The following is a 26,371-nucleotide window of genomic DNA, read 5'->3' on the forward strand; positions in this document are numbered from 1 at the left end:
GCTCCTTGCGGTCAGTGCGCCACTTCTTGTGGAACCGGTGCCCGGCCGGCATCGGTCAGGATGAACTCCGCGGCGCGTTCGGCCATCATGATGATGGGGACGTTCGTATTGCCAGATACCAGGGTGGGCATGACCGAACCATCCACTACCCGCAGCCCGTCGACGCCATGGACTTTCATGTGGTGGTCGACGACCGCCATGGGGTCGGTGCGAACGCCCATTCTGGCTGTGCCGGTGGGATGAAAAATGGTCGCGCCATGCTCCCGGCAGAAGTGCAGGATCTCGTCGTCGCTGCGAGCGTCAGGTCCCGGCCTGTACTCGCGCTTCATCAGCGGCTTCATGGGCTCCGTGTCGGCGATGCGGCGGGCGAGCCGCACCGCCGCGATGGCCGTGCGCCGGTCGAGTTCGGCATCCAGATAGTTGGGCCGCATCGACGGCGGCTGGAGCGGATCGGGCGACTGTATCCTCACATGTCCGCGGGACTCGGGACGCAATTGGCAGACAGAGTAGGTGCAGCCGGAAAAATCGTGCACACGCGCACCGGCCAGATCGGCGGACAAAGTGCCCAGGTGGAACTGAACGTCGGGCCGGTCGGATTCCGGCAGTGCCCGGCAGAACAGTGCGCCCTGGTTGATGCCGATGGCCAGTGGACCGCTGCGGAACAGCAGCCACTGCAGTCCCATCCTGGCCCGGCCCCAAAGGCTGCGCAACTGATCGTTGTTGGTGATCGGCTTCGAGACCTCGTAGATCAGGCGCAACTGCAGGTGATCCTGTAGGTTTTCGCCGACACCGGGCAGATCCAGGACGACCGGTGCGCCGTGGCGCCGCAGCAGGTCCGCCGGACCGAGGCCGGAGAGCTGGAGCAACTGGGGTGACAGCAAGGCGCCCGCGCACAGGATGACCTCCCGGTTGGCACGCAGCGTCCGCATCTGGCCGCCGACGCGATATTCCACCGCCGTGGCGCGCCGGTTCTGGAGCACGACCCGGGTCGCCTGCGCGCGGGTGATGACCTCCAGGTTGGACCGGCCGCGCGCGGGCTTGAGGTACGCCACCGCCGACGAGCAGCGCCATCCGCCATGTGTGGTGAGCTGGTAATAACCGACCCCTTCCTGATCGCCTGTGTTGAAATCGTCTGTTCTGGGAATGCCATTCGCCTCGGCCGACTGGATGAAGGCCTCGACCAGTTCATGCCTGGCGCGAATGGAGGACGCATACAGCGGACCGTCCGTGCCGCGCGTGGGACCGGGCCCCAGATCGTTATGCTCCAGCTTGCGGAAATACGGCAGGCAGTCGTCCCAGCCCCAGCCCGGATTGCCGAGCTCGGCCCAGTGATCGTAGTCCTGTCTTTGCCCGCGGATGTAGATCAGGCCGTTGATCGAACTGCTGCCGCCCAGCGTCTTGCCGCGTGGCCAGTAGATCCGGCGCCCCAGCATGTTGGGCTCGGGATCGGTATAGAAACCCCAGTTGACGTGCTTGTCGAACATGGTCCGGCCGTAGCCGATCGGAATGTGGATCCAGAGATTGGAATCCGGCGGGCCGGCCTCGAGCAGGCAGACGCTGTGCTTGCCGTTCTCGCTCAACCGGTTGGCCAGAACGCAACCGGCCGAGCCCGCGCCCACGATGATGTAGTCCACAGCCTGGTTCATGGGATGGCGTCTCCTTTGCGCTGACCGGGCGATGATCGTTTCTTTTTCGGCCAGTGTGACTGGGGCTCGCCGCGTCTCACCACGGGGTTAATACTATGAATTCCACCCGTGGCACGGAATGTGTCATCATGGTTCCATTTACCATTGGCTCATCGGGGTCTTTCACGATGAACGAACTCGCCGATCGTGCCCTGCGCGCGCTGCGGATCCTGGAAAACCTGTCGGTCGCCTCCCTTCCTCAGACGCTGGCGCAATTGGCCCAGCGAACCGGCCTGCCGAAATCCAGCCTGTTGCGCGTGCTCAACGACCTGGAGCGGGCCTCCTATGTCACCCGGCTGCCCGGCCGGAGGGGATACGTGACCGGCTCGCGGACGCACGAACTGGGCTTGTCCATCCTGCGTGCCCCCCAACTGCTGCGAGCGTGCCGCGCGGCGCTGAGCCGGCTCGTCGAGATCACGGGTGAAACGTGCAACCTGAACACGCTGTCGGGCGATGCCGTGCAATACCTGGCCCGGGTGGAGAGCCCCGGTCATTTGCGCCTGCAACTGCACATGGACATCGGCTCCCACGTACCGCTGCATTGCACCGCCAGCGGCAAGCTGTTCCTGGCCTTCATGCGTCCGGCGGAACAACGCGCCCTGCTGGACAGAATGGAACTGACGCGGATGACGCCCAAGACGATCACCCGGCCCGAGGCGCTGGTATCGGCGCTCAGGCCGATCCGGGAACAAGAGATCGGCATCGACGACGAGGAATTCATCGTCGGGATGGTGGCCGTCGCAGTCCCGATCAGGGATCGCGACGGCAAGATGATCGCGGCCCTGGCCTGCCATGCGCCGACCGCCCAGGCATCACTCAAGGATCTGATGGAGAAGGCCCATTTCATGCACCGGACTGCGAACGAACTGGGTCTGATCCTGGCGGGCGATTAGCCATCGCCCTCCGCAAGGCCATCATCCCCTTTGTCCTTTCCGCCAACCGGTCCTCTCGCCGGCCCGACTCGCACCCGCGCTATCATGGGCGCTGTCCGATTGTTTGAACCATGCATATTCACGGATTCACCATGGAAGGCCTTGCGACCAACGGTTTTCAACCCCTGCCCGGCTGCGCGCTGTTACGCATCCAGGGGCCCGACGCTCCTTCGTTCCTGCACGGGCAACTGACGCACGGCGTCACTGCCCTGGGTGACGGCCAGGCGGCGCCGGCCGCCTACTGCATGCCCCAGGGCCGCCTGCTGGCGAACGGCGTGGTCTGGCGGATGGGAAACGACGGTCTCGTGTGGATGGTGTCGCGGGACGTGGCGGAGGGGCTGATCAAGCGGCTGCGCATGTTCGTGCTGCGCGCGCGGGTCACGATCGGCCTGGATGAAGCGCCCCGGGTCTGGGGTGTGTGGGGCGCCGGCGCCGTGCCGGCCCCGCTGCACCGGGCGCCAGCCTGGTCCCGCGCCTCGATCGGAGGTGCGGACTGGATCGTGGCCCCCATGTCCCGAGAGGATCGGCCGGCCGCCTGGCGCTTCGCGGATGCGGCGCCGACCGGGGCCGACGCCGCCGAAGACGACGCCTGGACCGCCCTGAGGCTGGCTGGCGGCTGGCCCTGGATCCAGGCGGCATCCCAGGATCTGTTCCTGCCGGCTTCCCTGGACATGGATCTGAACGGCACCATCGATTTCGCCAAGGGCTGCTATCCGGGCCAGGAAGTCATCGCCCGCAGCCACTATCGGGGGACGGTCAAGCGCCGCATGGCCTACGGCACTGTGGCCTGGTCGCAGGACACCCCCGCCCCGTCCCCGGCATCCGATCTGTACCCCGCGGGGGATCAGGCGGGCCGGCCCACTGGCCGCGTGATCGAGTCGGCCGTCCATCGGGGTCTGCTGCACGTGACGGCCGAAATCACCCTGGCGGACTGGCCGGCGATGCGCTATGCCGTCGGTGCGCCGGACGGCCCGGTCCTCGACTTGCGCGCGCCTTCCGGAACCGCCTGAATCCGGACAGGTGCTCGCGCGTGCATCAATGGCCAGGGCGCGGGCATGCCCGCCGCCCCGCCCTGCTGTCAGCGCGGCTGGTGGTACAGCTTCAGGATGCTGGAGAAGTCCAGCTGGCCATGCCCCTGGGTGCTGTGCAGCGCGTACAGATTGCGCGCCAGTTCGCCCAGCGGGGTGGTCGCGCGGGCCTGCATGGACGCCTCGGCCGCCAGCCCCAGGTCCTTGAGCATCAGGTCCACGCCGAAACCGCCGGCGTAGTCCTTGGAGGCCGGCGCGTTTTCCATCACGCCGGGCCACGGGTTGTACAGTTCCGTCGCCCAGTTGCGCCCGGAGCTCTTGGCGATGATGTCCGACAGGGTCTTGGGATCCAGGCCGTTGGCCACGCCCAGGGCCAGGGCCTCGGCCGTGCCGGCCATCAGGATGCCCAGGAGCATGTTGTTGCAGATCTTCGCCACCTGACCCGCACCCGCGTCCCCCGCATGGAAGATGTTCTTGCCCATTTTTTCGAGGTAAGGCCGGGCCGATTCCAGATCGGCGGCCGCGCCGCCGACGATGAAGGTCAATGTGCCCGCCACGGCGCCGCCCGTGCCGCCGGACACCGGCGCGTCGATCATCCGGATGCCACGCTGCGCGGCGGCGGCCGAGACCTTGCGCGCCGACTCGGGCGCGATGGTGCTGCATTCCAGGACCAGCGTGCCGCGGGCGATCGAGGCGAGCAGGCCGTCGTCGCCCAGGTACAGGCTTTCGACGTGGCGGCTGGCCGGCAGCATGGTGATGACCAGGTCGGCTCCCGCAACGGCTTCGGCCGCGGAAGACGCCGCCGTCGCGCCCGCCCCGGCCAGGGCCTGGACGGCCTGCGGGACCAGATCGAAGACCTGGAGCCTGTGGCCCGCTTTCAGCAGGTTCTGTGCCATCGGGCCGCCCATGTGGCCCAATCCGATGAATCCGATGATGCTGCTCATGCGTGTCTCCTGTGATGATGCGTGGAATTCTTATGATCATGTGCCCCGGGCCACCGGTCCGGTCATCCGGTTCAGGGCCCCAGATCGGCCAGAGGATGAGGCCGACCGACCGGCCCGAGCGGGGCCAGAAAACGCTGTACCCATTGCGCCGTGGCCTGTTCGCGCGTGGCCGGATTCCAGCGCGGGGTCTTGTCCTTGTCGATCAGCAGCGCGCGGATGCCTTCGCGGAAATCCGGCTCGGCGCAGCAATGCAGCGAAGCCGTGAATTCCATGCGGAAGGTTTCCGCCAGGGACTGGTGCCGGGCGCGCGCCAGCAGCGTGTGGCTGAGGCGGGCCGAGCCTGGCGATCCCGCCAGGAAGGTGGCCGCCGCCCGGGCCAGCCAGGGATCGGAGTCGTCCTTCCAGGCGGCGACGGCGGCGGCGATTTCAAGAAAATCGGCCCGGTCGCAGGCCCGGCGGATGCCGTCGGCATGGCGTTGCAGCGGGCCGGGCTCGGGCTCCGGTGTCTGGCAGGCATCCAGCACGACGTCCACCTGGGCGGCGTGGCCGGCAGGGTCTGCCGACCAGTCCGTGGCCGCCAGCGCGGCCAGCAGGGCGTCCAGCCCCCCCGCGTCGCAGACCCGGTCGGCCAGCCCGTAATGCAGGCAATCGCCCGCGCCCAGTTGCGCGCCGGTGAACGCCAGGAAAGTGCCGATCCCGCGCGGCAGGCGGCTGAGCATCCAGGTGCCCGCGACATCGGGATACAGGCCGATGGTCACCTCCGGCATGGCGAAGCGCGTCGCGCCGGTGACGATGCGGTGGCTGGCGCCCAGCATCAGCCCCACGCCGCCGCCCATCACGATGCCGCTTGCCCAGCACAGCACCGGCTTGGAATAGCGGTGGATCCGGTGGTCCAGCCGATATTCGGTCTCGAAAAATGCGCGGGCCGTGACGTTGGCCCAGGCATCATCCGCCGGACTCTCGAGCATGGCACGGTACAGGGCGTGCAGATCGCCGCCGGCACAGAAGGCCTTGCCGCCCGCGCCGTTCAGGACCACGGCGACGAGACCGTCGTCGGCCGCCCAGGCCTGCAGGCGCGCCTCCAGCAGCCGGCACATGGGCAGGGACAGGCCGTTCAGGGTCTGGGGGCTGTTCAGGGTGGCCACGCCGATGCGACGGCCGCCACGCGCGGGGATTTCGTGAAAAAGCACCGGGTCCTGGCCCGCGGCTTCGGGAAGGGCGGACGCGCTCATCGCAGATCGGCCTCCTGGGTGAGGATGTGGCGCGCCACGATCAGGCGCATGATTTCGTTGGTGCCTTCCAGGATCTGGTGCACACGGGTGTCACGCACCAGCCGTTCCAACGGGTAGTCCTTCAGGTAGCCGTAGCCGCCGTGGATCTGCTGTGCGTCCAGGCAGGACTGGAAGCACAGGTCCGTGGCCAGGCGCTTGGCCATCGCGCAATAGGCGGTGGCCTGGGGGTCGCCCTCGTCGAGCTTGGAGGCCGCCAGCCGCACCATCTGGCGCGAGGCGACGATATTGGCCAGCAGGTCGGCCAGCTTGAACTGCAAGGCCTGGAAATCCGCCAGGGCGCGCCCGAACTGGCGCCGTTCGCCCATGTAGCGGCGCGCGGCCTCGTAGGCGCCCTGGGCGGCGCCGACCGAGCAGGTGGCGATGTTGATGCGTCCGCCGTCCAGACCCTTCATGGCGAAGCGGAAGCCCTCGCCTTCCTCGCCCAGGCGGTTTTCCACCGGCACCCGGACGTTTTCGAAGGTGATCGGGCGCGTGGACTGGCTGTTCCAGCCCATCTTGTTTTCCTTGCGGCCGTAGGCGATCCCGGCGCTGTCGGCCGGCACGACCAGGGCCGAGATGCCGCGCGCACCCTCGCCGCCCGTGCGGGCCATCACCACCAGGACATCGGTGTCGCCCGCGCCGGAAATGAAGGCCTTGGCGCCGTTCAGGACATAGTGATCCCCTTCGCGGCGGGCACTGGTGGTGAGCGCAGCGGCGTCCGATCCCGCGCCGGGTTCGGTCAGACAGTAGGATGCGAGCTTTTCACCGCTGGCCAGCAGCGGTCCCCAGTGATCGCGCACGCCGGGCTGCGCCCAGGAACCGATCATCCAGGTCGCCATGTTGTGGATGGTGATGAAGGCCGTGGTGGAGGGATCGACAGCGGCCATTTCCTCGAACACCAGCGTGGCGTCCAGGCGGGGCAGTCCGAGCCCGCCGATGGATTCGGGCGCGTACATGGCGCAGAAACCGAGCTGACCGGCCTTGGCGAAGGCCTCGCGGGGAAAGATGTGCTCTTCGTCCCACTGCGCCGCGTAAGGGGCCAGTTCCCCCTGGGCGAATTCGCGGGCGGCCTGTGCGAAGGCCTGTTGCTCCTCGGTGAGGCGAAAATCCATGGTGCGTGTCTCCGGATTTTGTATGGGGCTGTCGCGGCATGCTCGTGGCGCCGCCCGACGCGGCCTGGCCCGGGTGAAGGCCGGCCGTTGCGCCGCGGGTTTACTGTAGCACTTCGTCGGGCAGCGCCCGTACGGCCCGCCCACCTTAGCGCAGCCGCCGCGGCGCGGCTGTCGCGCACGCGACAATCCGCGGGGGGCCCGGAATCCTAGACGCGCGGCGCGCCCGGTCGCGCGGCGCGGCGCGCCGTTTCCCGCCGATGCGCCGCACGGCGGCGCCGGGACTCCAGGGGATCGAAGACCAGCGGCCGGTAAAGCTCGACCCGGTCTTGCTCGCGCAGGACACGGCGCTCGTCGCAGCGTTCCCCATACACGCCCGTCGCGGGCGGATGATCCGTGAACTCGGGAAACTCGGCCGCGAAGCCGCTCAGGGCCAGCGCCTGGCCGACGGTCGAACCCTCTGGGACGTCCAGGGTCCGCCGCCACAGGCGCGTGGGTGCGGCGAAGGCGATATGCACCTTCAATTGCCCCTCCCGTAGACCGCGTGGGCGCGCTGGGTGAAGGAATCGATGAAGCTGGTGGCGATCCGGTTGAAGACCGGCCCCACCACCGCCGAGAGCGTCCTGCTGGAAAAGGTGTATTCCATGGTGTAGAGCACCTTGCAGCCATCCTCGCCCAGAGGCTGGAAGGCCCAGTGTCCGGTCAGGCTGGAAAACGGGCCATCCACCAGGTGGAAGACGATCCGGTGCGGATATTCGTGATCGTTGCGCGTGGTGAAGCTCTGGCGGATGCCCGCGAAATGGATCTGCACTGTGGCTTGCATGCCCTGCTCGTTGCGCCACTGCACCTGGGCCCCGCCGCACCAGGGCATGAATTCCGGGTAGCGCCCGACGTCGGCCACCAGATCGAACATCTGTTCGCAACTGAAAGGGACGAGGACGGAGCGCTGGATCGAGGGCATCGGCAAATCGGTCGGTTGGGCTAGAATGTTTGGATTTTACATTTTCAGTTCCCGCCTTGGTCGGACCCCATGAGTATTGTCGAAAATCGCAAAGCCACCCACGATTACTTCATCGAGGAGCGCTTCGAGGCCGGACTGGTGCTGGAAGGCTGGGAGGTCAAGGCCATCCGCGCCGGCCACGTCCAGCTCAAAGAGGCCTACGTCATCGTGCGCGATGGCGCCCTGTGGATCCTGGGCATGCACGTCAGCCCCTTGCCCACGGCCTCGACGCACATCCATCCCAACGCCACCCGCACGCGCAAGCTGCTCCTGCACGCCCAGGAAATCAGCAAGCTGATCGGCAAGGTCGAACAGCGCGGCTACGCCCTGGTGCCGTTGAACCTGCACTACAAGGGCGGGCGCATCAAGCTGGATTTCGGTCTGGGACGCGGCAAGAAACTGCACGACAAGCGCGACACCCAGCGCGACAAGGACTGGGCGCGCGAGAAAGAGCGGCTGATGAAGCACGATACCCGCAACCGCAAGGGGGAATGATCGCCTGCGGGGCGCAGCGTCTGACGACGGCCCCGGCCGTCTCGCGCCCTCATGAAGACCGCGCAGCCTGGAAAGTCCGCCGATAGGCCGTGGGCGTTGTCCGCAGACGGGCGCGGAAATGCTGCCGCAACGACAGGGCGGAACCGAAACCGGCCGCCTGGGCCACCGCATCGATCGACAGGACGCCCCCCTCAAGCATCTCGCGCGCCCGCGCCAGGCGCAGCGCCAGCAGCCATTGCTTCAGCGATGTCCCCGTGGCCTGCTGGAAATGACGGGTGAAACTGCGCCGGCTCATGGCCGCGCGTGCGGCCAGCGAGTCGATGGTATGCGGTTCTTGCGCATGCGCGGCGGCCCAGCCCAGCACGCGCGCCAGCCTGCCTTCGCCGGCGCTGGCGGGCATCGGCCGCTCGATGAACTGGGCCTGTCCTCCGTCCCGATGCGGCGCGACGACCAGTCTGCGGGCTGCGCGACTGGCGGCCCCGACCCCGCCGAGCCGGCCCAGCAGATGCAGGCAGCAGTCCAGCCCGGCCGCGACCCCGGCGGAAGTCAGCACCCGGCCCTCGTCCACATACAACGCCTCGCGTTCGACCCGGATGCGGGGGTGGCGCTCGGCCAGCCGGTCCGCGTAGGCCCAGTGCGTCGTCGCGCGCAAGCCGTCCAGCAACCCCGCCTGGGCCAGGGGGAACGCGCCCAGACACAGCCCCACCAGGCCCGCTCCGCGTTCTCCGGCAAGGCGCAAAGCCCGGATCAAGACATCCGGCGCAGGACGGCAGTCGTCGTGCCAGGTGGGCACGATCACCCAATCGGCCTGTTCCAGTTCCGTCAGGTCATGTTCGGGAGTGATCGAGAATCCCCCCGTCGTCCGCAACGGCGGCGGATCGACGGCGCATACGCGGACATCGAAGCCCATGGCGCCGCCGCCCGCGCCCGATCTGAGGCCGAAGACCAGCGAAGGCACGGACAGGTGAAATGGCGTCATTCCATCAAAGGCCACGACGGCGATCCTGGGAACGGTCGCGCCGGCGCCGTCCGCATCGAGCGGTTTCGCAGCAGGAGTGGCTGAATCAGAATCGCACATGATGGCCCAATTTTATCGAATCATGTGTCCCAGGCCAATGCCGGCCTGCTTCAGCCTCCGCCACAATGGCGCATCGGCCCGGAAACGGGACGCTTCCTCTCTACCCTTTTGGAGTTTCCCATGTCTGCCAATCCTCGCCGCGCCCTGCTCGTCATCGACGTCCAGAACGAATATTTCACCGGTAATCTGCCCATCACCTACCCGCCTGCGGAAGACTCGCTGCGCAACATCGGCCTGGCCATGGAAGCCGCCCGGGAATCCGGCATTCCGGTCGTTCGCGTGTTGCAACACAGCCCCTCGGGCGCCCCCCTGTTCGCGGCGGACTCGGAGGGGCGGCAACCTCATCCGGCCCTTGCCGGTCACCCCGTGGACCACACAGTCCACAAGACTCGCGCCAGCGCCTTCATGGGGACCGATCTGGCCGACTGGCTGGCCGCGCGCGATATCGATACTGTGACGGTCGTCGGCTACATGACGCACAATTGCGATGCGGCGACGATCTTCGACGCCCGGCACTGGGAGCTCGGTGCGGAGTTCCTGTCCGACGCCAGCGGCTCTCTCGCCTACCGGAACGCGGCGGGCGAGGCGAACGGCGAGGAAATCCACCGTGTGTTCTGCACCGTGTTCCATTCGAATTTCGCGGCAGTGGCCACGACGGCCCAATGGATCGAAGCCATCCGTGCGGGCCAGCCGCTGGAAAAGGACAATATCTTCCTGTCGAGCCGCGGGCGCTGAACGCCAGCCCCCGCCCGCCAACAAGGAGAGCCCGAAACCCTCGCGTCAGCCGGCGTCCCGACGCAGGCGCCCGGCCAGATGCCCGCCGAGCCGATGCGCCAGCGCCATGATGGTCAGTGTCAGATGTTTGTCGGGCAGGACCGGCACCACGCCACCGTCGCAAACATACAGGTTCTCCAATCCATGGGCCTTCAGATCGCCATCGACCACGCCATCGCGCGCGCTGTCGGCCATGGCGGTGGTGCCGGCATAATGAATGCCGGTCCCGCTGTTGTCACGCGTCGTGTGGCAGAGCGTCGCGGAAGCGCGGCGCAGCACCTTGCGCCCCCATGCCATCATGGCATCCATCTGCTGATGCGCGCGCGCCGGGACCTCGAAGTCGATCTCGACCTGGGGAACGCCCCAGACATCGCGGGACATGCCGGGCCTGACGCGATTGCCGGCGAGGGGCTCGCCCGCGCAGAACAGGCCGAGCGTCAGATAACTGTGGAACATCAGACGCGACAACCTGTCCTTCAAACCGGGCCCCAGATGCCGCATCCATTGGAGATAATGCGGCGTGGCGGGAATGCCATGGATGGCATGGCCAATGAACGGGAATTCCGAGCCGTCTCGCAACCGGCCGCGCGACATCAGGATCAGCAGATCGCCGTAGCCGATATCGTAATCGCGATGCTTGCCCCAGAGCTTGTACAGTGAAGTCGACAGCACGACTTTCGGGTTGTCCTGCAGGCGCCTGCCCAATTGATCCTCATGGTTTGCCAGTCCTTGAGGCCGCCGCTCGTCGGCTGAATTGAACAGGATGCGCGGTGTTTCAATGGCCCCGGCCGCCAGCACGACATAACGGGCCCGGATCCGGCGGCGCTCGCCGTTGGCGGTGTCCAGGTATTCCACGCCGGTTACGCGCTTTCCCTCGCCATCGGTCTCCAGACGCAGTACCTTGGCGTTGGTGATCAGCCGATAATTGGAGCGCCGTGCAATGGCCGGCAACAAGCGCGTGGAAAATTTGTAGACTGCGCCCACCGGGCAGCCTGAGGTGCAGATGCCCGTGGAAATACAGCTGTGCGGCGTGCCTTCGCGCGTGTTGATCGCCTTGCGGTTTGGAATGGCGTGCGAGTGCGGCTCGCCCAGGGATTTGACGGCATCGACGATGATCCGATCGGCGGGTCGCAAAGGCTTGGGGGGCACATAGCGCCCATCGGGCAACTCCGGGATACCCTCGCGGGTCCCGCAGACCGTGATCAGCGTTTCGACCGCGTCGTAATGTGGTTCGAGCGCGTCGTAACTGATGGGCCAACCGGCCAGATCCCGGGGTGAGAAGCGCACACTGACGCCATTCCAGAGATTCTGCAGGCCATTGAGCGCGAGAATCTGGAAATGCTGGAACTCGCCGGGCCGCCGCGCGGTGGATCCCGTCCGGCCATCAGCGAACAGCGGGTGGACGAACAGGCTGTCGTGAGGATCGCTGGGCCAGACGGTGTCCGGGCCGATGCCCAGCGTATCGCCGCCGTCCGGCGGGGTCACGCGGGTGAACTGATCGTCGGGCAACGCCGGACCCTGTTCGAGGGAAATCACATCGATGCCCGCGGTCACCAGCGCATGCGCGAGCATTCCGCCGCCCGCACCGGTGCCGACGATACATACTTCGCAGTCGAACTCAGCCATGGCGGTTGTCCTTTGCATTCGCATCTGTGCCAACCGACGCCAGGAAAGCCGGCGAGGCATACCGCACGTGCTCCAGAAACATCTTCAGCACTCGCGCTTCGGCACCGAACGACACCCGGTCTGGCATCGAACCGCCGGCGCGCAGCCAGACCGCGTGCAACGCCACTCGAACCTGGTGATTGTCGTAGGCCAGTTCGCTGATGCGCACGGCCATGTGCTGGAGATCCGCCCGGTAGGGACTCAGGGCGATCAGCACATCAATGAGGCGGCCCGCCTGCTCGCGCGGCAATGCGTAGCTGGCCTGCACCGCCGCGGCGTCGGGCGCCGGAGCCGTCAGGTGAGGACGCAGCAGGCGCAACGGTCGACCCGCGGCGAGATGGGCCTCGATGGTTTCAAGCGGCACACCATTGGTCTCGGGCACATAGCGCCGTGAGAAAAACAGCCCGGCAATACAGACGAACGCGTAGAAAGCGAATACGCCCCCCAGGCCAATGGCCGCGACCAGGACGGGAAATGAAAACACCACGACAAAGTTGAGGCCCCAATTGGCCAGGGTGGCCACGCTCATGCCCAGCGCCCTGACATGCCGCGGATAGACCTCCGCCATCATCACATAAGGCAAGGGGCCAAGACTCGCGGCGAAAGCCGCGATGTAGATCACCAACCCCCCCACGGCGATGACGTCGAGCCATTGGGCCTGGGTCCAGGCGCCCAGGGCGATCAGGCCCAAGCTCAGGGCGGCGCCGCCGAAACCGATGTACAGCAACGGCCGTCGGCCGATGCGGTCGATCAGCGCCATGCCCACCAAGGTCATCAGGACGTTGACGACCCCAATGCCCATGGTCGCCAAGACCTGGATACCGTGGGAATCGAACCCCGCTTCCTGGAAAACGGTGGGCGCATAGTAGATCACCGCATTGATGCCGCTGAACTGCTGCAGCGCGAACAAGCCGACGCCGACTACGAGCGCAGGCCGGACGTTTTGATCGAGCAGGTCGCGCCATCGGGCGCCCCGCCCTCCGTGGGACAGCGCTTCGGCGGCCATGATCCGTTCGAGTTCGCGTTCGACCTCGGGATCGTCGCGCGGCACGCCGTGCAGCCGGGCCAGCGCCGCACGGGCCGGCGCGGCCCCGCGCCGGCCAGCCAGCCAGCGCGGCGTATCGGACAGGCACAGCATGCCCGCGAACAGGGCCACGCCCGGGACGGCTCCCAGAAGGAACATGGTGCGCCAGTCCTCGCCGAGGGCATAATTCGCGACATAGGCGCCAAGTATGCCCAGGGTGACCGACAATTGATAGATCGAAACCAGCATGCCGCGCCGTCGGGCCGGCGCGCTTTCGGCGATGTAGAGGGGAGCGACCAATGCCGCCACGCCCACCGCGAACCCCAGTATCAGCCTCGCGATGCTGAGCATCCAGACGGATGTGATCTGGCTGGAAATCACGGCGCCGGCGACGAACATCAAGGCGGCGGCAAGCAGCGAAGTTCGCCGGCCGTAGCGCTCGGCGGCCCGCCCGGCCACCACCGCGCCAAAGAGAGCCCCCAGGGGGACGGCGGCCGTCATGAACCCTTCCGCGCCCGGCGCAATGTCGAACGCCTCGCGCAAGAAGCCCAAGGCGCCGGCGATGACCCCCTCGTCGAAACCGAAAAGGATGCCCGCCAGGCCGGCAACGATCGCGACGAAATAGATCATCGCAGCACCGCCGCCGAGACCTTGCGCATGGCGACGACGATGTCATCGACGTCTTCGTCCGTCAGGCAGGAGGCAATCGTCAGCAAGGCGCCGTTCGCATGCAGCGCGTCGCAACGCGGCAAGGTCCCGGCGCCATAGCCGTAGGCCTGGGCAAAGGCATTGGCGGGATGGGTCCATGGGTAACCATCGCGGGTATTGGAGCGACGGTGAACGAGGCTGGGAATGTTCGAGTACCAGTGCAGCCCCCAGTCGCGCATGGTGATGCATGCCAGGCTGCCCGCCGGCCCGGAGATGCCTTCGGCGCGCAGCGCGGCCACGAAGCGGGCCGCCAGATGCTCGTCGGGTAGCTCCATCAGCAGGAACGGGCCCGAGTCCCCCTGCGGATCGGGCACATTGCGAAACGACAGGCCTTGCGTATTTTCGAGTGCCGCACGGATTCGCCATTTGGCTGAACGCATGGCGCCGGTGATGCGCGGCAACTTGCGCAACTGAGCCAGAAGCATGGCGCCGGACAACTCGCTGAGCCGCGCACCCATGCCCCAGAGCTGGATATCCTGGTCATTGGTATCGAGCCGGCCGGCCGGCGTGCGTGGATACCCGAGATCATGCAACGCCACGATGCGGCGATGCAGGGTGTCGTCCTCGCAGACGATCAGGCCGCCGTCCCCGGCGGTCATGTTCTTGTTCAACTGGAAGCTGAAAATACCGATATCGCCGAAGCGGCCGACCGGGGTGCCGTGGAAGCTGGCGCCGGCTGTCTGGGCGCAGTCCTCGATCAATGCAAGACCGTGCGCACGGCACACCGCCGCGACACGATCGATCCGGCCGGGCGCGCCGCTCATGTGGACGCACAGCACCGCACGCGTGTGCGGCCCGATCTTGCGTTCGAGATCGTCGGGATCGAGGCAGAAGGTGTCATCGATGTCGACCAGCCGCGGAATGGCGCCGGCCCGGACGATGGCCGATACGCAACTCACCCAGAGATAGCCGGGCACCATGACTTCGTCGCCCGGACCGATTTCCAGGGCGGACATGGCGATGGAGAGGGCCGCTGTTCCCGAGGACACCGCCAGGGCGTGCCGATGACCGAAAGCTGCCTTCCATTCGTCCTCGAACGTATCCACCATCCGCTGAAGGTCCGGGCCGTAAAAGCGGAACGGACTTTGCGCCCGAATCACACGCTGAATCAGTTCGAGCTCTTCTTCGCCGATCCAGTGCGCGCCGGGAAGCTCCCAGGGCAAAGGTCTGGTGCGCACCGGCCTGCCGCCATCAATGGCCAGCGGACCGGTGCCTCGTTGGGAGCCCTGCGGGGTCGTTTTGATGTGATCCATGAAAAGCTCCCGGGACGCTCGGTCCGACGGCGAACGACACTCAGGCGGTTGATGACATCCCGCCGCAAACGCCGCTCCAGAGAAACACTTCGTACGTCATGGAATTGATTTAAGTATAATTTTTATAGAATGTAAAGAAACCGGAAAGCCTGGAAAACGGCTTAAATCGCCCACTGATGTCCGATTCTGCCGTCTTCATGGCAAATCCGGATGTTTTTTTATCCAGCCGAGGGCCCATGCCAAATCCCACCTTGTGGATCGCCTTTCTGGTCTCGTGCGCAGGCGTGCTCTTCGGCTACGGCATCACCTCGATCGCCGGCGTGCTCGATACGCTCAGCGATGTGTTCGCGCTGACTCTGCTCGAAACCCAATTCCTCGTGTTCATTCTGGTGGCGGGGTGTTTTGCCGGCGCGGTCATGGCGGGCCCGCTGTCCCTGCGTTGGGGACGCCGGCCCACCATGGCGGTGGCCACACTGGCTTCCGCCTGCGCTTATGCCTTCCTGCTGACCGCGCCGACCCTGACCGGTCTGACCGTCGCGCGCGCACTGGCGGGGATCACCATCGGCCTGTATTCGATGGTCATCCCCATGTACGCGGCAGAAACCGCCAGGGCCTCCCAGCGCGGCGCCATGGTGGCCTTGTTCCAGCTCGCAATCACCGGCGGCATCCTGCTCTCCTATGGCCTGGCGCTATGGCTGGACGCGTCGGGCCAGTGGTCCCTGGTGCTGGGAGCGGGCCTGGCGCCCACCGCGCTGGCCGCCCTGGGACTGACCGTCCTGCCCGAGAGCCCGCGCTGGCTTGCCGCGCGTGGCCGTCATGTTCAGGCCAGCGCCTCCGCGATGCGCCTGGGCCTGGCCGGCGAATGGCGGACCCTGCCCGATTCGCCCCTCCCCGCCACGCCGCCCGCCGGGCTGCTGCGCCAAGGACGCGTGCCAGGCGTGCTGGCGCTGTGCAGCACACTGTTCATCCTCCAGAATCTCAGCGGCATCGACGCGATCCTGTACTATGCGCCGCGGATCTTCGGCGATCTGGGGTTTTCGTCCAGCGCGGCCGCACTGGGTGCCACCTTTGGCCTGGGCCTGACGAACTTCATCGCGACATTCGCCAGCGTCGCGCTCGTCGACCACCTTGGACGTCGTCGGCTGTGGATCGGAGGCTCGGCGGCAATGGTCGTCGGTTTGGCGGCGGTGATCATCGCCGCGCACGGCGACTCCCCCTGGCTTGGCCTGGCGGGCCTGTGCGTCTACATCCTCGCGTTCGCTGTCAGCCTGGGGCCCCTGCCCTATGTCCTGATGTCGGAACTCTTCCCCAGCGCGTTGCGGGAACAGGGTATCGCGCTTGCTTCCGCAGTCAGCTGGCTGTTCAACGCCCTGATCGCGCTGACCTTCCTTTCCATCGTCGAGGCCATGAGCCTGTCGGGCGCCATGCTGCTGTTTCTCGGTGTTTGCCTGGCATCTTTGCTGCTGGGCATCCGACTGTTGCCAGAAACCCGTCACATGCCGCTGGAAGCCATCGAATCCCGGGTGCTCGCCGGCCTGCCGCTGCGCGAACTGGGCCATCCACGGCATGCCGCCAGCCCGGCGGACACTTGAATTCCAAGGGCGATCCTCCCCGGAGGCCACTCATCAGCGGATCGTGAAGCCTTCGATCTCCAGCAGCCGGATTTTGCGATGGAGTCCGCCGCCGTAGCCGTTCAAGGTCCCGTTGCGCGCCAGGATCCGATGGCAGGGGATGATGATGCTGATGGGATTGCTGCCCACGGCCGTGCCGACCGCACGGCCGTGGCCGGCCCCCAGACCCGCGCGCACGGCCAGTTCGCCATAGGACAGGGTCCCGCCGCAAGGCACTGTCAGCAGCGCGCCCCACACCGTTTGCTGGAAAGCCGTGCCCCGGGGCGCCAAGGGCACCTCGAAGACCTTGCGTTCGCCGCGCCAGTATTCATCCAGTTCGCGGCGGGCCTGCTCCAGCACCGCCAGGGCGCCGGCCGGCATGTCCTCACTCAGCGGATGCAGAGCCGCCGTTTCCGCCCGCGGCGCATCCCGGGACGGGACGACTGCCTCGTCGGCGTCCGGGAAAAGCGTCCCGCAGCGGTCCGCCGCCCGTCCCCGCACGGCCCTGAACGTGCGGATCGCCCGCCCCCCCAGCAAGCCCGCCGTGGGATCGGACACCACCGACATGGCGTCCCGCATGCCGGGCACCCGGGGCAGGTCCCGCTGGTCCGTGAAATACAAGCCCAGCAGGCTGGTCTCGTCCGACTCCAGGAGAATCGGACCCAGAGGGGATGGAATCAGGGCATGGAACGGCATGCCCGTCGCATCAGGCGGCAACCTTTGTATCGGCCAGGCGCTGCCAGGTGTCGACCACCGTGTCCGGGTTCAGGGACATGGACAGGATGCCCTCGTCGCGCAGCCACTGGGCCAGATCGGGATGGTCGCTGGGGCCCTGGCCGCAGATGCCGACGTATTTGCCGGCCTTCAGGCAGGCCTGGATCGCGCGGCGCAGCATGAACTGCACGGCCGGATCGCGCTCGTCGAAGTCGGCGGCCAGGAGCTCCATGCCGGAATCCCGATCCAGCCCCAGGGTGAGCTGGGTCATGTCGTTCGAACCGATCGAGAAGCCGTCGAAATACTGCAGGAATTCCTCGGCCAGGATGGCGTTGGTCGGGACCTCGCACATCATGATCAGGCGCAGGCCGTTTTCGCCCCGTTTCAGGCCGTGCGAGGCCAGCAGATCGACCACGCGGGCCGCCTGGCTGAGCGTGCGCACGAAGGGCACCATGATCTCGACGTTGGTCAGACCCATCTCGTCACGGACTTTTTTCAGGGCCTCGCATTCCATGCGGAAGCATTCGGCGAAGTCATCGGAAATGTAGCGCGACGCGCCCCGGAAGCCCAGCATCGGGTTCTCTTCCTCGGGTTCATAGCGCGAACCGCCCACCAGTTTGCGGTATTCGTTGGACTTGAAGTCCGACAGGCGCACGATCACGGGCTTGGGGTAGAAAGCCGCGCCGATGGTCGCGATGCCTTCGGCCAGTTTTTCCACGAAGAAGGCGCGCGGGCTCGCGTAGCCCCGGGCGGCGGATTCCACGGCCTTCTTCAGGTCGCCGTCGACGTTCGGATAGTCGAGGATCGCCTTGGGATGGACGTTGATGTTGTTGTTGATGATGAACTCGAGGCGCGCCAGGCCGACGCCGGCGTTGGGGATCTGGGAGAAATCGAAGGCCAGTTGAGGATTGCCGACATTCATCATGATCTTCAGGCCGATGTCGGGCATCTGGCCCCAGCGGACTTCCTCGATCTCGGTCTCGATCAGGCCGTCGTAGATGCGGCCCTCGTCGCCTTCGGCGCAGGACACGGTGACCTCCCGGCCGTTTGCCAGTACGTCGGTCGCGTCGGCGCAACCCACCACGGCCGGGATGCCCAGCTCACGCGCAATGATGGCGGCGTGACAGGTGCGCCCGCCCCGGTTGGTGACGATGGCCGAGGCCATCTTCATGACGGGTTCCCAGTTGGGGTCGGTCATGTCGGTCACCAGGATGTCGCCGGGCCGCACCTTGTCCATTTCGGAAGCGTCGGCCACGACGCGCACCGTGCCGGAACCGATCTTCTGGCCGATGGCGCGACCGGTGATCAGGACCTCGCCGGTGGCCTTCAGGCGGTAGCGTTCCTGGACGTCGTGGTGGCCCTGCTGTGATTTCACGGTTTCGGGCCGGGCCTGCAGGATGTAGAGCTTGCCGTCCACCCCGTCGCGGCCCCACTCGATGTCCATCGGACGCTGGTAGTGCTTTTCGATGATGGTCGCGTAGCGGGCCAGCTCGATGATCTCGTCATCGGTCAGGGAATAGCGATTGCGTTCGGAGGCGGGGACTTCGACCGTGCGCACGGCATGGCCGGAGACGCGCTGCTCGTCGAATTCCATCTTGATCAGCTTGGAGCCGATGCGGCGGCTGATGACGGGATAGTGACCGGAGGCCAGCGTGGGCTTGAAAACGTAGAATTCGTCGGGGTTGACGGCGCCCTGGACGACGGTTTCGCCCAGTCCGTAGGACGAGGTGATGAACACCACGTCCTTGAAGCCGGATTCGGTATCCAGCGTGAACATCACACCCGCGCTGCCCTTGTCCGAACGCACCATGCGCTGGATGCCGGCCGACAGGGCGACCTCGGCGTGCGCATAGCCCTTGTGCACGCGGTAGGAAATCGCGCGGTCGTTGTACAGCGAAGCGAACACATGGCGGATCTTTTCCAGCACGTCGTCGATGCCGACCACGTTCAGGTAGGTCTCCTGCTGGCCCGCGAAAGAAGCGTCGGGCAGGTCCTCGGCGGTGGCCGACGAGCGCACGGCGAAAGACCCCTTGCCGTCGGCATCCAGCGCGGCGAAGGCGCCGCGGATGGCCTGCTCGAAATCGGCCGGAAACGGGGTGTCGATCACCCACTGGCGGATTTCGGCGCCGGCGGCGGCCAGCTCGCGCACGTCGTCGGCGTTCAGCGCGTCCAGTCGCGCTTTGATGCGGGCATCCAGTCCCGTGGACTTCAGGAAATCGCGAAAGGCCTCGGCCGTGGTCGCGAAGCCGCCCGGCACGCGCACGCCCGCGCCGGCCAGCTGGCTGATCATTTCCCCAAGAGAAGCGTTCTTGCCTCCTACCGAGTCCACATCCGTCATGCGGAGCTGCTCGAACGATACGACATACGACATGGTGTCACCTTTGAGATAGAGAAAGCGAGTTTGCCCGGCGCACGCGGCGCGGGGGGACGATGCCCCCCGCGTGCGCGGCATGAACGCGTGCGCCCGGCAAACCAGCCTTGGAATCCCCGGATACGCCCTTGGCTCGTCCGAAGTTCCCTTGATCCCGGTTCGGGTGACTGGTAACCTTCGCGGATTGTACCGTTTCTGACGCGTGGTGGTTCAACAATCCATGACCGACTCCCTTATCGAACGACCGGTGTTCATCGTCTCGGACAGCACTGGAATCACCGCTGAGACTTTCAGCCACGCGGTGCTCTCGCAATTCGAGGAAATCGCCTTCCAGTCCGTGCGCCTGCCCTTCATCGACTCGGTGGAAAAGGCCGACGCCGCCGCGCGGCGCATCGCCGCGCAGGCCGACGGGGGCGGCCCGCCGCCACTGGTCTTCAGCACCCTGGTGGACCCGGAAATCGCCGACCGCATCCGCGCCGCGCCATGCGTCTTCCTGGACCTGTTCGGCTCCTTCGTTCATCATCTGGAAGGCGTCCTGGGCATGAACGCCAGCCGTTCGGTGGGCCGGTCGCACACCAACGGCCTGAGCAAGCAGTACAACAACCGCATCGAGGCCATCAATTTCAGCCTGGCCCACGATGACGGCCAGTACGTCCAGGGTCTGGAACAGGCCGACGTCATCCTGGTGGGCGTCTCGCGCTGCGGCAAGACCCCCACCAGCCTGTACCTGGCGATGCAGTACGCGGTCAAGGCCGCCAACTATCCGCTGATCCCGGAAGATTTCGACCGGGGCGCCCTGCCGGCCACCCTGCTTCCCTATCGACGCAAGCTGTTCGGCCTGTCGATCCAGCCCGAACGGCTGGCCGAGGTCCGCAACGAACGACGCCCCAACAGCACCTACGCCTCGTTGAAGCAATGCCTCCAGGAAGTCGCCGACGCCGAACGCCTGATGCGCATGGAAAACATTCCCTGGCTGTCCACCACCACCCGCTCGATCGAAGAAATCTCCACGAAGATTCTCGACGAGGTCGGCCTGGACAAGATGAGCTATTGATTTTTGACCGCCGGCCCCCAAGGTCAACAAGCCCGCCCGGGATCTTGTTCCTACTGCCGGGCCGTGCGCGCCCGCACGGCGGCCACCAGTTGCTGGCGCCGCTGCTCGAACAGGCAGACGGCGGCCGCGGCGGCGACATTCAGAGACTCGACCGCCGTGGATTGCGGAATGCGGATCCGCCAATCGGCCTGCGCCAGCAGGTCGTCGGCCACGCCCTGCCCCTCATTGCCGAACAGCCAGACGCAAGGCTGCCGCAGGTCCTTGACATAGAGGATCTCGGCCTTGTCCAGTGTCGTGGCGGCCAACGGAATGTCGAGCCGCCGCGCCAGCGCCGACAGGTCCGCATGCTCATGGATTTCCAGGGCGAAATGCGCGCCTTGGCCGCTGCGCATGGCCTTGGGCGACCAGGCCGAGGCGCAGCCGTCCGACAAGTAGGCCTGCCGCAGCCCCGCGGCAGCCGCCGTGCGCAGCAGCGTGCCCAGATTGCCGGGATCCTGGACCCGGTCCAGCCACAGGCAACCGGCCGTGATGCGCGCGGGCGGCTCCGGAGCGGGCGTTTCGACGATGAAAAACACGGCGGGGCCATGCTCGACCTGGGACAGGACGGCGGCCAGATTGTCTTGCAGCACGACACGGCGACCACGCGCGCAGGCCGCCCAGATCGGCCCGACCCAATCCAGGGACAATGCCGACTCACCGACCACCAGCACCGAAGGCAGCCCCTTGCTCTCCAGCCAGGCGTGACACAGGTGTTCGCCTTCAAGAAAGACACGGGCATCGTGACGCCCCGGCCGGCCCTGGGCCAGACGCAGCCAGCCGCGGTAATCCGGATTGTCGCGTGACGCAATGTGGCGCACGGGCATCGACAGGGTCATGGTGAACCTCCCCCTTCGAGCAGGCGGCGGACGGGGGCGAAGCCGCGCCGGTGCTCTGGACACGGGCCGAACTCGGCCAGCCGGGCCAGGTGCAGCGCCGTACCGTAGCCCTTGTGGCGGTCGAAGGCGTATTGCGGATGGCGCGCATGCATATCCATGCAACACGCGTCGCGTGCGGTCTTGGCCAGAATGGAGGCGGCGGAAATCGCGGGTTCCAGGGCGTCGCCCCCCACCACGGCCCGGGCGGAACACGGCAATCCCTTGGGAAGACGGTTGCCGTCCACCAGGATCAGTGCCGGTGCAAAGGACAGGCCCAGGCAGGCCCGCCGCATGGCCAGCATCGTCGCCTGGAGGATGTTCAGACGCTCGATCTCCTCGACGCTGGCGCTGGCGACGGCCCAGGCCAACGCCCGTTCGCGGATCAAAACGGCCAGGACATCCCGGCGTTCGGGGTTGAGCCTCTTGGAGTCGTCCAGGCCTTCGATCGGACGGTCCGGATCCAGGACGACGGCGGCGGCGTAGACCGGACCCGCCAGGGGCCCGCGCCCCGCCTCGTCCACGCCGGCGACCGGGCCGGACGCCACGGGAGTGTCGAACAGATCAGGCGTTCGCACGGCTGGTTTCCAGAATGGCCTGCGCCGCCAGGCCCGGCGTATCGCGGCTCAGCGTCTCGTGCAGTGCCGTGAAACGCCGCGCAACGCGTTCGGCCAGGTCGGCGTCGGTCAACGCCGCCCAGGTATGCTCCGCCAGGGCCTCGGGCGTGGCGGCTTCCTGGAGCAGTTCCGGCACGACGAACTCCCGCTCGAGAATGTTCGGCAGCCCGACCCAGGGCAGGCTCGGTGCGTCCTGCCCGGATTTCCAGGCCATGATGCGCCGCATCCAAGGGGTGATGACGTAGGAAATCACCAGGGGCCGCTTGAAGAGCGCGGCCTCGAGGGTTGCCGTGCCGCTGGCCACCAGCACGGCATCGGCGGCCTCCATGGCGTGCCAGGCGATTGGCCATCCAGAGGTATCCAGACCGTCGACCCGTGGCGGCGCGGCGGCCTGCCCCGTCTCCGGCAATGCCGACAGAACCCGGCATCCTGGGAGCGGGTATTGCGCCAGGATGGCCTCGAACTGGGTGCGACGTCGCTCGTTGACCACCGGCACGACGCATTCCAGATCGGGATCCTGGCGCATCAGGATCCTGGCGGCCTGCAGGAATCGGGGGGCGAGCAGGCGAATCTCGGATTCGCGGCTGCCCGGCATCAGCGCCAGCACCCGGCGGCCGGCTTGCAGACCCAGCCGCGCGCGCGCGGCCGCGCGGTCCGGCCGTGCGGGGATGAGTTCAGCCAGGGGATGCCCCACATAAGTCACGGGCACGCCCTGTTCCCGGTAGAGATCGACTTCAAAGGGAAACAGCACCAGCATGTGCGATACCGCTCGACGGATCTGATGGATGCGCTCGAAGCGCCAGGCCCAGATCGACGGACCGACAAAATGCACGGTGGGGATGCCGGCGGCGCGCAGTTTTTCTTCCAGGCGCAGATTGAAGTCCGGCGCGTCGACCCCCACGAACACGTCCGGACGCCAGCCCAGCGTGCGGCGACGGGTGTCGCGCCAGGTGCGGATCAGTCGCGGCGCCTGACGCAGCGCGTCGACATAGCCGAATACGGACAGTGCATCCATGGGATGCCAGGCCTCGAACCCTTCACGGGCCATGGCCGGCCCGCCAATGCCCATGGCGCGGACATCGGCATCACGCGCCCGCAGACCGCGCAGCATGCGCGCCGCCAGCAGGTCGCCGGAAGGTTCTCCTGCCACAATGGCGGCGGAGAAGGTCATGGCCGGGCGATCCCCCGGCTGGACGCGCGCAGGAAATCGATCAGCGTCTGGATGGCGGGCGACTCGGCCGGGTGTTCCGTCTGCAGGACAACCAGCGCCTCGATGGCCTGTTCCACGTTCAACTGGCGTCGGTAGAGGATCTTGTAGGCGTCTTTGAGCGCCTGGACGTCGGCCGGCGTGAAACCGCGCCGTCCCAGGCCTTCGGCGTTGATGCCGACCGGCCGGAACGAGTCGCCCGCGCCGATCACGTAAGGTGGCACGTCCTGGCGGACGGAACTGGTGCCGCCGATCATGGCATGCGCACCGATGCGCACGAACTGGTGCACCGCCGACAGGCCGCCCAGGATGGCCCAGTCGCCGATGTGGATGTGGCCCGCCAGCTGCACGCTGTTGGCGATCACGATATGGCTGCCCAACTGGCAATCATGGGCAATGTGGACGTAGGCCATGATCCAGTTGTCGTCGCCCAGCCGCGTGGTGCCCACGTCCTGCGCGGTGCCGGTATTCACGGTCACGAACTCGCGGAACGTGTTGCCCGCGCCGATTTCCAGCGCCGTGGGCTCGCCCGCGTATTTCTTGTCCTGGGGAATGCCGCCGATGGAGCAATACCGGTAAAAATGGTTGTCCGGGCCGATGACGGTATGCCCGTCGATGGCGCAATGCGGGCCAATGCGCGTGCGCGCCCCGACGCTGACGTGCTCGCCGACGATGCTGTAGGGTCCGACGACGACGTCTTCGCCCAGCACCGCGCCCGGCGCGACGAGGGCCGTGGGGTGGATCTGCGCCGCGCCCATCATTCCTCCAGGATACGCACCGCGCACATGATCTTGGCTTCGGCGGCGATCTGATCGTCGACCTTGGCCACGGCGGTGTACTTGCAGATGGAACGGCTGAGCTTGTCGGCCGAGACTTCCATGCGCAACTGGTCGCCGGGCACCACGGGGCGGCGGAAGCGGGCGCCGTCCACGCCGACCAGATAATAGGCGACTTTGGCGCTGGCCAGATTGGGCGCGCCGGCGTCGGCGAAGGAGAACAGCGCGGCCGCCTGGGCCAGGGCCTCGATGATGAGGACACCGGGCATCACCGGATGATGGGCGAAGTGTCCCTGGAAAAAAGGCTCGTTGTAGGTGACATTCTTGATGGCCACGATGCTCTTGCCCGGGTCCATTTCCAGGACGCGGTCCACGAGCAGCATCGGCTGCCGGTGCGGCAGCCGTTCCATGATGTCTTTGATATCGAGTTCCATTATTGTGTGTCCTGCTTGGGGGTCGTCGGCTGGCCGGATGTTTCGGCGATGCCTTGTCTTTCCGCGGCGCGCAGCCGCTTGCGCAATTGCGCGAGCTGACCGATCACGGCCGCATTATGTTGCCAGGCGCCGTGCTCGGCCACGGGGAATACTCCGGTGTAGCGCCCGGCCTTGAGAATGTCCGAGGTGACTGCGGTGCCACCCGAGATGTGCACGTCGTCGCCCAGCGTCAGGTGCCCGCCGAACATCGCCGCACCGCCGATCACGCAACGCCGGCCCATGGTGGTGGAACCGGCCACCCCCACGCAGGCGGCCATCGCGGTGTGGTCACCGATCCGGCAATTGTGACCGATCATGATCTGGTTATCGAGTTTCACGCCGTTGCCCAGCACCGTGTCCTCGACCGCGCCCCGGTCGACGGTGGTATTGGCGCCGATTTCCACGTCGTCGCCGATGCGTACGCCACCCAGTTGGGCGATCTTGGCCCAGGCGCCGGGCGTGCGCGGATCAGGCGCGAACCCGAAGCCGTCGGCCCCCAACACAACGCCTGAGTGGAGGATGGCACGCGCGCCCACCTGCACACCGTGATAGAGCGTCACATGGGCATGCAACAGGCTGTCCGCACCGATGGAACTATCCGCGCCGACGACGCAGCCCGCGCCGATGCGCACGCCCGAGCCGATGCGCACACCCGATTCGATCACGGTCAGTGGACCGATGTGCACGCCATCGGCCAGCACGGCATCGTCGGCGATGACGGCGCTGGGATGGATACCCTGGGGCAGGCCGGCCTGGCGGTGGCGATCAAACCACTGGGCCAGCAGCGCGTACATCAGGTAGGGCTGTGGACACAGCACCGCCGCCCAGGACGGCTGATCGCCGTGACGGGAGCGATAGTCGTCCCAATCCTGTTGGCGCAGGATGACGGCGGCCGCGCCGCAATCATCCAGCTGGGACTGCAGGCGTGGATTGGAGAGAAAACTGATTTCGCTCCGGCCTGCCGAGCCCAGGGATCCGATGCCCGCGATTTTCAGCGCATCGGCACCCGGCGCCCCTGTGATGCCGCATCCCAATCCGACCGTATCGGCGACCCGCAACAGTTCGGTCAGCGCGGGTGCCCGATCGGGCGCGAGCAGCACAGGCATGGGAAATCAGCCGCCCAGCGCGCCGATGACCTGGTCGGTGATGTCCACGCGGGGGCTGACCGTGACAGCGTCCTGGATGATCAGGTCGTAGTTCTGCTGTTCGGCGATTTTCTTGATCGCGGCGTCGGCCTTTTCCACGATGGCGGAAAATTCCTCGTTGCGGCGACGGTTGAAATCTTCCTGGAATTCGCGGCGCTTGCGCTGCAAGTCGGAATCCATGTCCTGGAGCTTGCGCTGGCGCTTGACGCGGTCGGCCTCGGACAGCACCGGAGCGTCCTTGTCGAGCTTCTGGGCTTCCGCGCGCAGATTGTCGGACAGGCGCTGCAGTTCCTGATCGCGCTTCTTGAATTCGGCTTCGATCTTGGCCTGAGCCGCCTTGGCGGGCTTGGAGTCGCGCAGAATGCGTTCCGTACTGACGAAACCGATCTTCGTACCCTGAGCGTAGGATGGCGCGACGAAAAGCGCCCCCAGGCCCACGGCCGCCGCCAGGGCCAGCGCCCGGTGGCTACGCACGGCGCGTTGCGCCAACGTTGAAACATTCAGACCTGAAACAAACATGATGAGGA

The 26,371-nt window shown here is 66.6% G+C and carries 25 protein-coding genes; 6 read left to right on the forward strand and 19 right to left on the reverse strand.

What is annotated here, in order from left to right:
* Window positions 1–11: 11 nt before the first annotated feature.
* A complete protein-coding gene (locus O4H32_RS10215; RefSeq protein ID WP_269358838.1) occupies window positions 12–1,646 on the reverse strand; it encodes a GMC family oxidoreductase in 1,635 nt (544 codons plus the stop codon).
* Between the two features lie 167 nt (window positions 1,647–1,813).
* Between O4H32_RS10215 and O4H32_RS10220 the strand changes: the two genes are divergently transcribed.
* Both O4H32_RS10220 and ygfZ read left to right on the forward strand, forming a co-directional pair.
* Complete coding sequence (locus tag O4H32_RS10220; RefSeq protein ID WP_269358840.1) at window positions 1,814–2,578, forward strand: IclR family transcriptional regulator; 765 nt, start codon at window positions 1,814–1,816, stop codon at window positions 2,576–2,578.
* 131 nt (window positions 2,579–2,709) lie between these two features.
* Window positions 2,710–3,627 carry a CAF17-like 4Fe-4S cluster assembly/insertion protein YgfZ gene (ygfZ, locus tag O4H32_RS10225; protein WP_269358842.1) on the forward strand — a complete coding sequence of 306 codons (918 nt, stop codon included), beginning with the start codon at window positions 2,710–2,712 and terminating at the stop codon, window positions 3,625–3,627.
* A 68-nt stretch (window positions 3,628–3,695) separates the two neighbouring features.
* On the opposite strand, the gene mmsB is transcribed toward ygfZ, so the two are convergent.
* The 5 genes from mmsB to O4H32_RS10250 form a co-directional block, all read right to left on the reverse strand.
* Complete coding sequence (mmsB, locus tag O4H32_RS10230) at window positions 3,696–4,589, reverse strand: 3-hydroxyisobutyrate dehydrogenase (RefSeq protein WP_269358844.1); 894 nt, start codon at window positions 4,587–4,589, stop codon at window positions 3,696–3,698.
* A 71-nt stretch (window positions 4,590–4,660) separates the two neighbouring features.
* Entirely contained in the window at window positions 4,661–5,821 is a 1,161-nt protein-coding gene (locus O4H32_RS10235) for an enoyl-CoA hydratase/isomerase family protein (protein WP_269358846.1), read from the reverse strand.
* Window positions 5,818–6,972 carry an acyl-CoA dehydrogenase family protein gene (locus O4H32_RS10240; protein ID WP_269358848.1) on the reverse strand — a complete coding sequence of 385 codons (1,155 nt, stop codon included), beginning with the start codon at window positions 6,970–6,972 and terminating at the stop codon, window positions 5,818–5,820. Before O4H32_RS10240 ends, O4H32_RS10235 begins: the two co-directional genes overlap by 4 nt.
* Window positions 6,973–7,178: 206 nt before the next feature.
* Window positions 7,179–7,487, reverse strand: coding sequence for an RnfH family protein (locus O4H32_RS10245; protein WP_269358936.1), 309 nt, complete (start codon window positions 7,485–7,487; stop codon window positions 7,179–7,181).
* Between the two features lie 2 nt (window positions 7,488–7,489).
* Window positions 7,490–7,930, reverse strand: a complete 441-nt coding sequence (locus O4H32_RS10250) for a type II toxin-antitoxin system RatA family toxin (protein ID WP_269358850.1) — start codon at window positions 7,928–7,930, stop codon at window positions 7,490–7,492.
* Window positions 7,931–7,999: 69 nt separating this feature from the next.
* On the opposite strand from O4H32_RS10250, the gene smpB reads away from it, so the two are divergent.
* Window positions 8,000–8,464, forward strand: a complete 465-nt coding sequence (gene smpB, locus O4H32_RS10255; protein ID WP_269358851.1) for an SsrA-binding protein SmpB — start codon at window positions 8,000–8,002, stop codon at window positions 8,462–8,464.
* A gap of 49 nt (window positions 8,465–8,513) precedes the next feature.
* On the opposite strand, the gene O4H32_RS10260 is transcribed toward smpB, so the two are convergent.
* On the reverse strand, window positions 8,514–9,443 hold the full coding sequence (locus tag O4H32_RS10260) for a GlxA family transcriptional regulator (RefSeq protein WP_269358853.1): 930 nt from the start codon (window positions 9,441–9,443) through the stop codon (window positions 8,514–8,516).
* A gap of 219 nt (window positions 9,444–9,662) precedes the next feature.
* Between O4H32_RS10260 and O4H32_RS10265 the strand changes: the two genes are divergently transcribed.
* Window positions 9,663–10,277 (forward strand): isochorismatase family protein, encoded by a 615-nt coding sequence (locus O4H32_RS10265; protein WP_269358854.1) that lies wholly within the window; start codon window positions 9,663–9,665, stop codon window positions 10,275–10,277.
* Between the two features lie 45 nt (window positions 10,278–10,322).
* On the opposite strand, the gene O4H32_RS10270 is transcribed toward O4H32_RS10265, so the two are convergent.
* Genes O4H32_RS10270 through O4H32_RS10280 form a run of 3 tightly spaced genes read right to left on the reverse strand, consistent with a single transcriptional unit; the run spans window position 10,323 to window position 14,966 of the window.
* Window positions 10,323–11,942 (reverse strand): GMC family oxidoreductase, encoded by a 1,620-nt coding sequence (locus O4H32_RS10270; RefSeq protein WP_269358856.1) that lies wholly within the window; start codon window positions 11,940–11,942, stop codon window positions 10,323–10,325.
* Window positions 11,935–13,635: a sugar porter family MFS transporter gene (locus O4H32_RS10275; RefSeq protein ID WP_269358858.1), complete on the reverse strand. Its 1,701-nt coding sequence runs from the start codon at window positions 13,633–13,635 to the stop codon at window positions 11,935–11,937. Before O4H32_RS10275 ends, O4H32_RS10270 begins: the two co-directional genes overlap by 8 nt.
* Window positions 13,632–14,966: a DegT/DnrJ/EryC1/StrS family aminotransferase gene (locus tag O4H32_RS10280; RefSeq protein ID WP_269358860.1), complete on the reverse strand. Its 1,335-nt coding sequence runs from the start codon at window positions 14,964–14,966 to the stop codon at window positions 13,632–13,634. Before O4H32_RS10280 ends, O4H32_RS10275 begins: the two co-directional genes overlap by 4 nt.
* 236 nt (window positions 14,967–15,202) lie before the next feature.
* Between O4H32_RS10280 and O4H32_RS10285 the strand changes: the two genes are divergently transcribed.
* Window positions 15,203–16,558, forward strand: a complete 1,356-nt coding sequence (locus tag O4H32_RS10285) for a sugar porter family MFS transporter (RefSeq protein ID WP_269358862.1) — start codon at window positions 15,203–15,205, stop codon at window positions 16,556–16,558.
* Between the two features lie 33 nt (window positions 16,559–16,591).
* On the opposite strand, the gene O4H32_RS10290 is transcribed toward O4H32_RS10285, so the two are convergent.
* Together O4H32_RS10290 and ppsA are read right to left on the reverse strand one after the other, a co-directional pair.
* Window positions 16,592–17,272: a methylated-DNA--[protein]-cysteine S-methyltransferase gene (locus tag O4H32_RS10290; protein WP_269358864.1), complete on the reverse strand. Its 681-nt coding sequence runs from the start codon at window positions 17,270–17,272 to the stop codon at window positions 16,592–16,594.
* Window positions 17,273–17,282: 10 nt separating this feature from the next.
* A complete protein-coding gene (ppsA, locus tag O4H32_RS10295) occupies window positions 17,283–19,661 on the reverse strand; it encodes a phosphoenolpyruvate synthase (protein WP_269358866.1) in 2,379 nt (792 codons plus the stop codon).
* Window positions 19,662–19,881: 220 nt separating this feature from the next.
* Between ppsA and ppsR the strand changes: the two genes are divergently transcribed.
* Complete coding sequence (gene ppsR, locus O4H32_RS10300) at window positions 19,882–20,715, forward strand: posphoenolpyruvate synthetase regulatory kinase/phosphorylase PpsR (RefSeq protein ID WP_269358868.1); 834 nt, start codon at window positions 19,882–19,884, stop codon at window positions 20,713–20,715.
* A 50-nt stretch (window positions 20,716–20,765) separates the two neighbouring features.
* On the opposite strand, the gene O4H32_RS10305 is transcribed toward ppsR, so the two are convergent.
* The 7 genes from O4H32_RS10305 to O4H32_RS10335 are packed head-to-tail and all read right to left on the reverse strand — an operon-like array spanning window position 20,766 to window position 26,363.
* On the reverse strand, window positions 20,766–21,572 hold the full coding sequence (locus O4H32_RS10305) for a TrmH family RNA methyltransferase (RefSeq protein ID WP_269358938.1): 807 nt from the start codon (window positions 21,570–21,572) through the stop codon (window positions 20,766–20,768).
* Between the two features lie 14 nt (window positions 21,573–21,586).
* Complete coding sequence (rnhB, locus tag O4H32_RS10310; protein WP_269358870.1) at window positions 21,587–22,204, reverse strand: ribonuclease HII; 618 nt, start codon at window positions 22,202–22,204, stop codon at window positions 21,587–21,589.
* On the reverse strand, window positions 22,191–23,414 hold the full coding sequence (gene lpxB / locus O4H32_RS10315) for a lipid-A-disaccharide synthase (protein ID WP_269358872.1): 1,224 nt from the start codon (window positions 23,412–23,414) through the stop codon (window positions 22,191–22,193). The genes rnhB and lpxB overlap by 14 nt, the downstream gene beginning before the upstream one ends.
* A complete protein-coding gene (lpxA, locus tag O4H32_RS10320; RefSeq protein ID WP_269358875.1) occupies window positions 23,411–24,211 on the reverse strand; it encodes an acyl-ACP--UDP-N-acetylglucosamine O-acyltransferase in 801 nt (266 codons plus the stop codon). Before lpxA ends, lpxB begins: the two co-directional genes overlap by 4 nt.
* On the reverse strand, window positions 24,208–24,660 hold the full coding sequence (gene fabZ / locus O4H32_RS10325) for a 3-hydroxyacyl-ACP dehydratase FabZ (RefSeq protein WP_269358877.1): 453 nt from the start codon (window positions 24,658–24,660) through the stop codon (window positions 24,208–24,210). Before fabZ ends, lpxA begins: the two co-directional genes overlap by 4 nt.
* A complete protein-coding gene (lpxD, locus tag O4H32_RS10330; RefSeq protein ID WP_269358879.1) occupies window positions 24,660–25,805 on the reverse strand; it encodes a UDP-3-O-(3-hydroxymyristoyl)glucosamine N-acyltransferase in 1,146 nt (381 codons plus the stop codon). The genes fabZ and lpxD overlap by 1 nt, the downstream gene beginning before the upstream one ends.
* Window positions 25,806–25,811: 6 nt before the next feature.
* Window positions 25,812–26,363, reverse strand: coding sequence for an OmpH/Skp family outer membrane protein (locus O4H32_RS10335; RefSeq protein ID WP_269358880.1), 552 nt, complete (start codon window positions 26,361–26,363; stop codon window positions 25,812–25,814).
* Between the last annotated feature and the right edge of the window lie 8 nt (window positions 26,364–26,371).

Origin of the sequence: Castellaniella denitrificans, from assembly GCF_027214045.1 — a bacterium.
GTDB classification, from domain to species: domain Bacteria; phylum Pseudomonadota; class Gammaproteobacteria; order Burkholderiales; family Burkholderiaceae_B; genus Castellaniella; species Castellaniella denitrificans_A.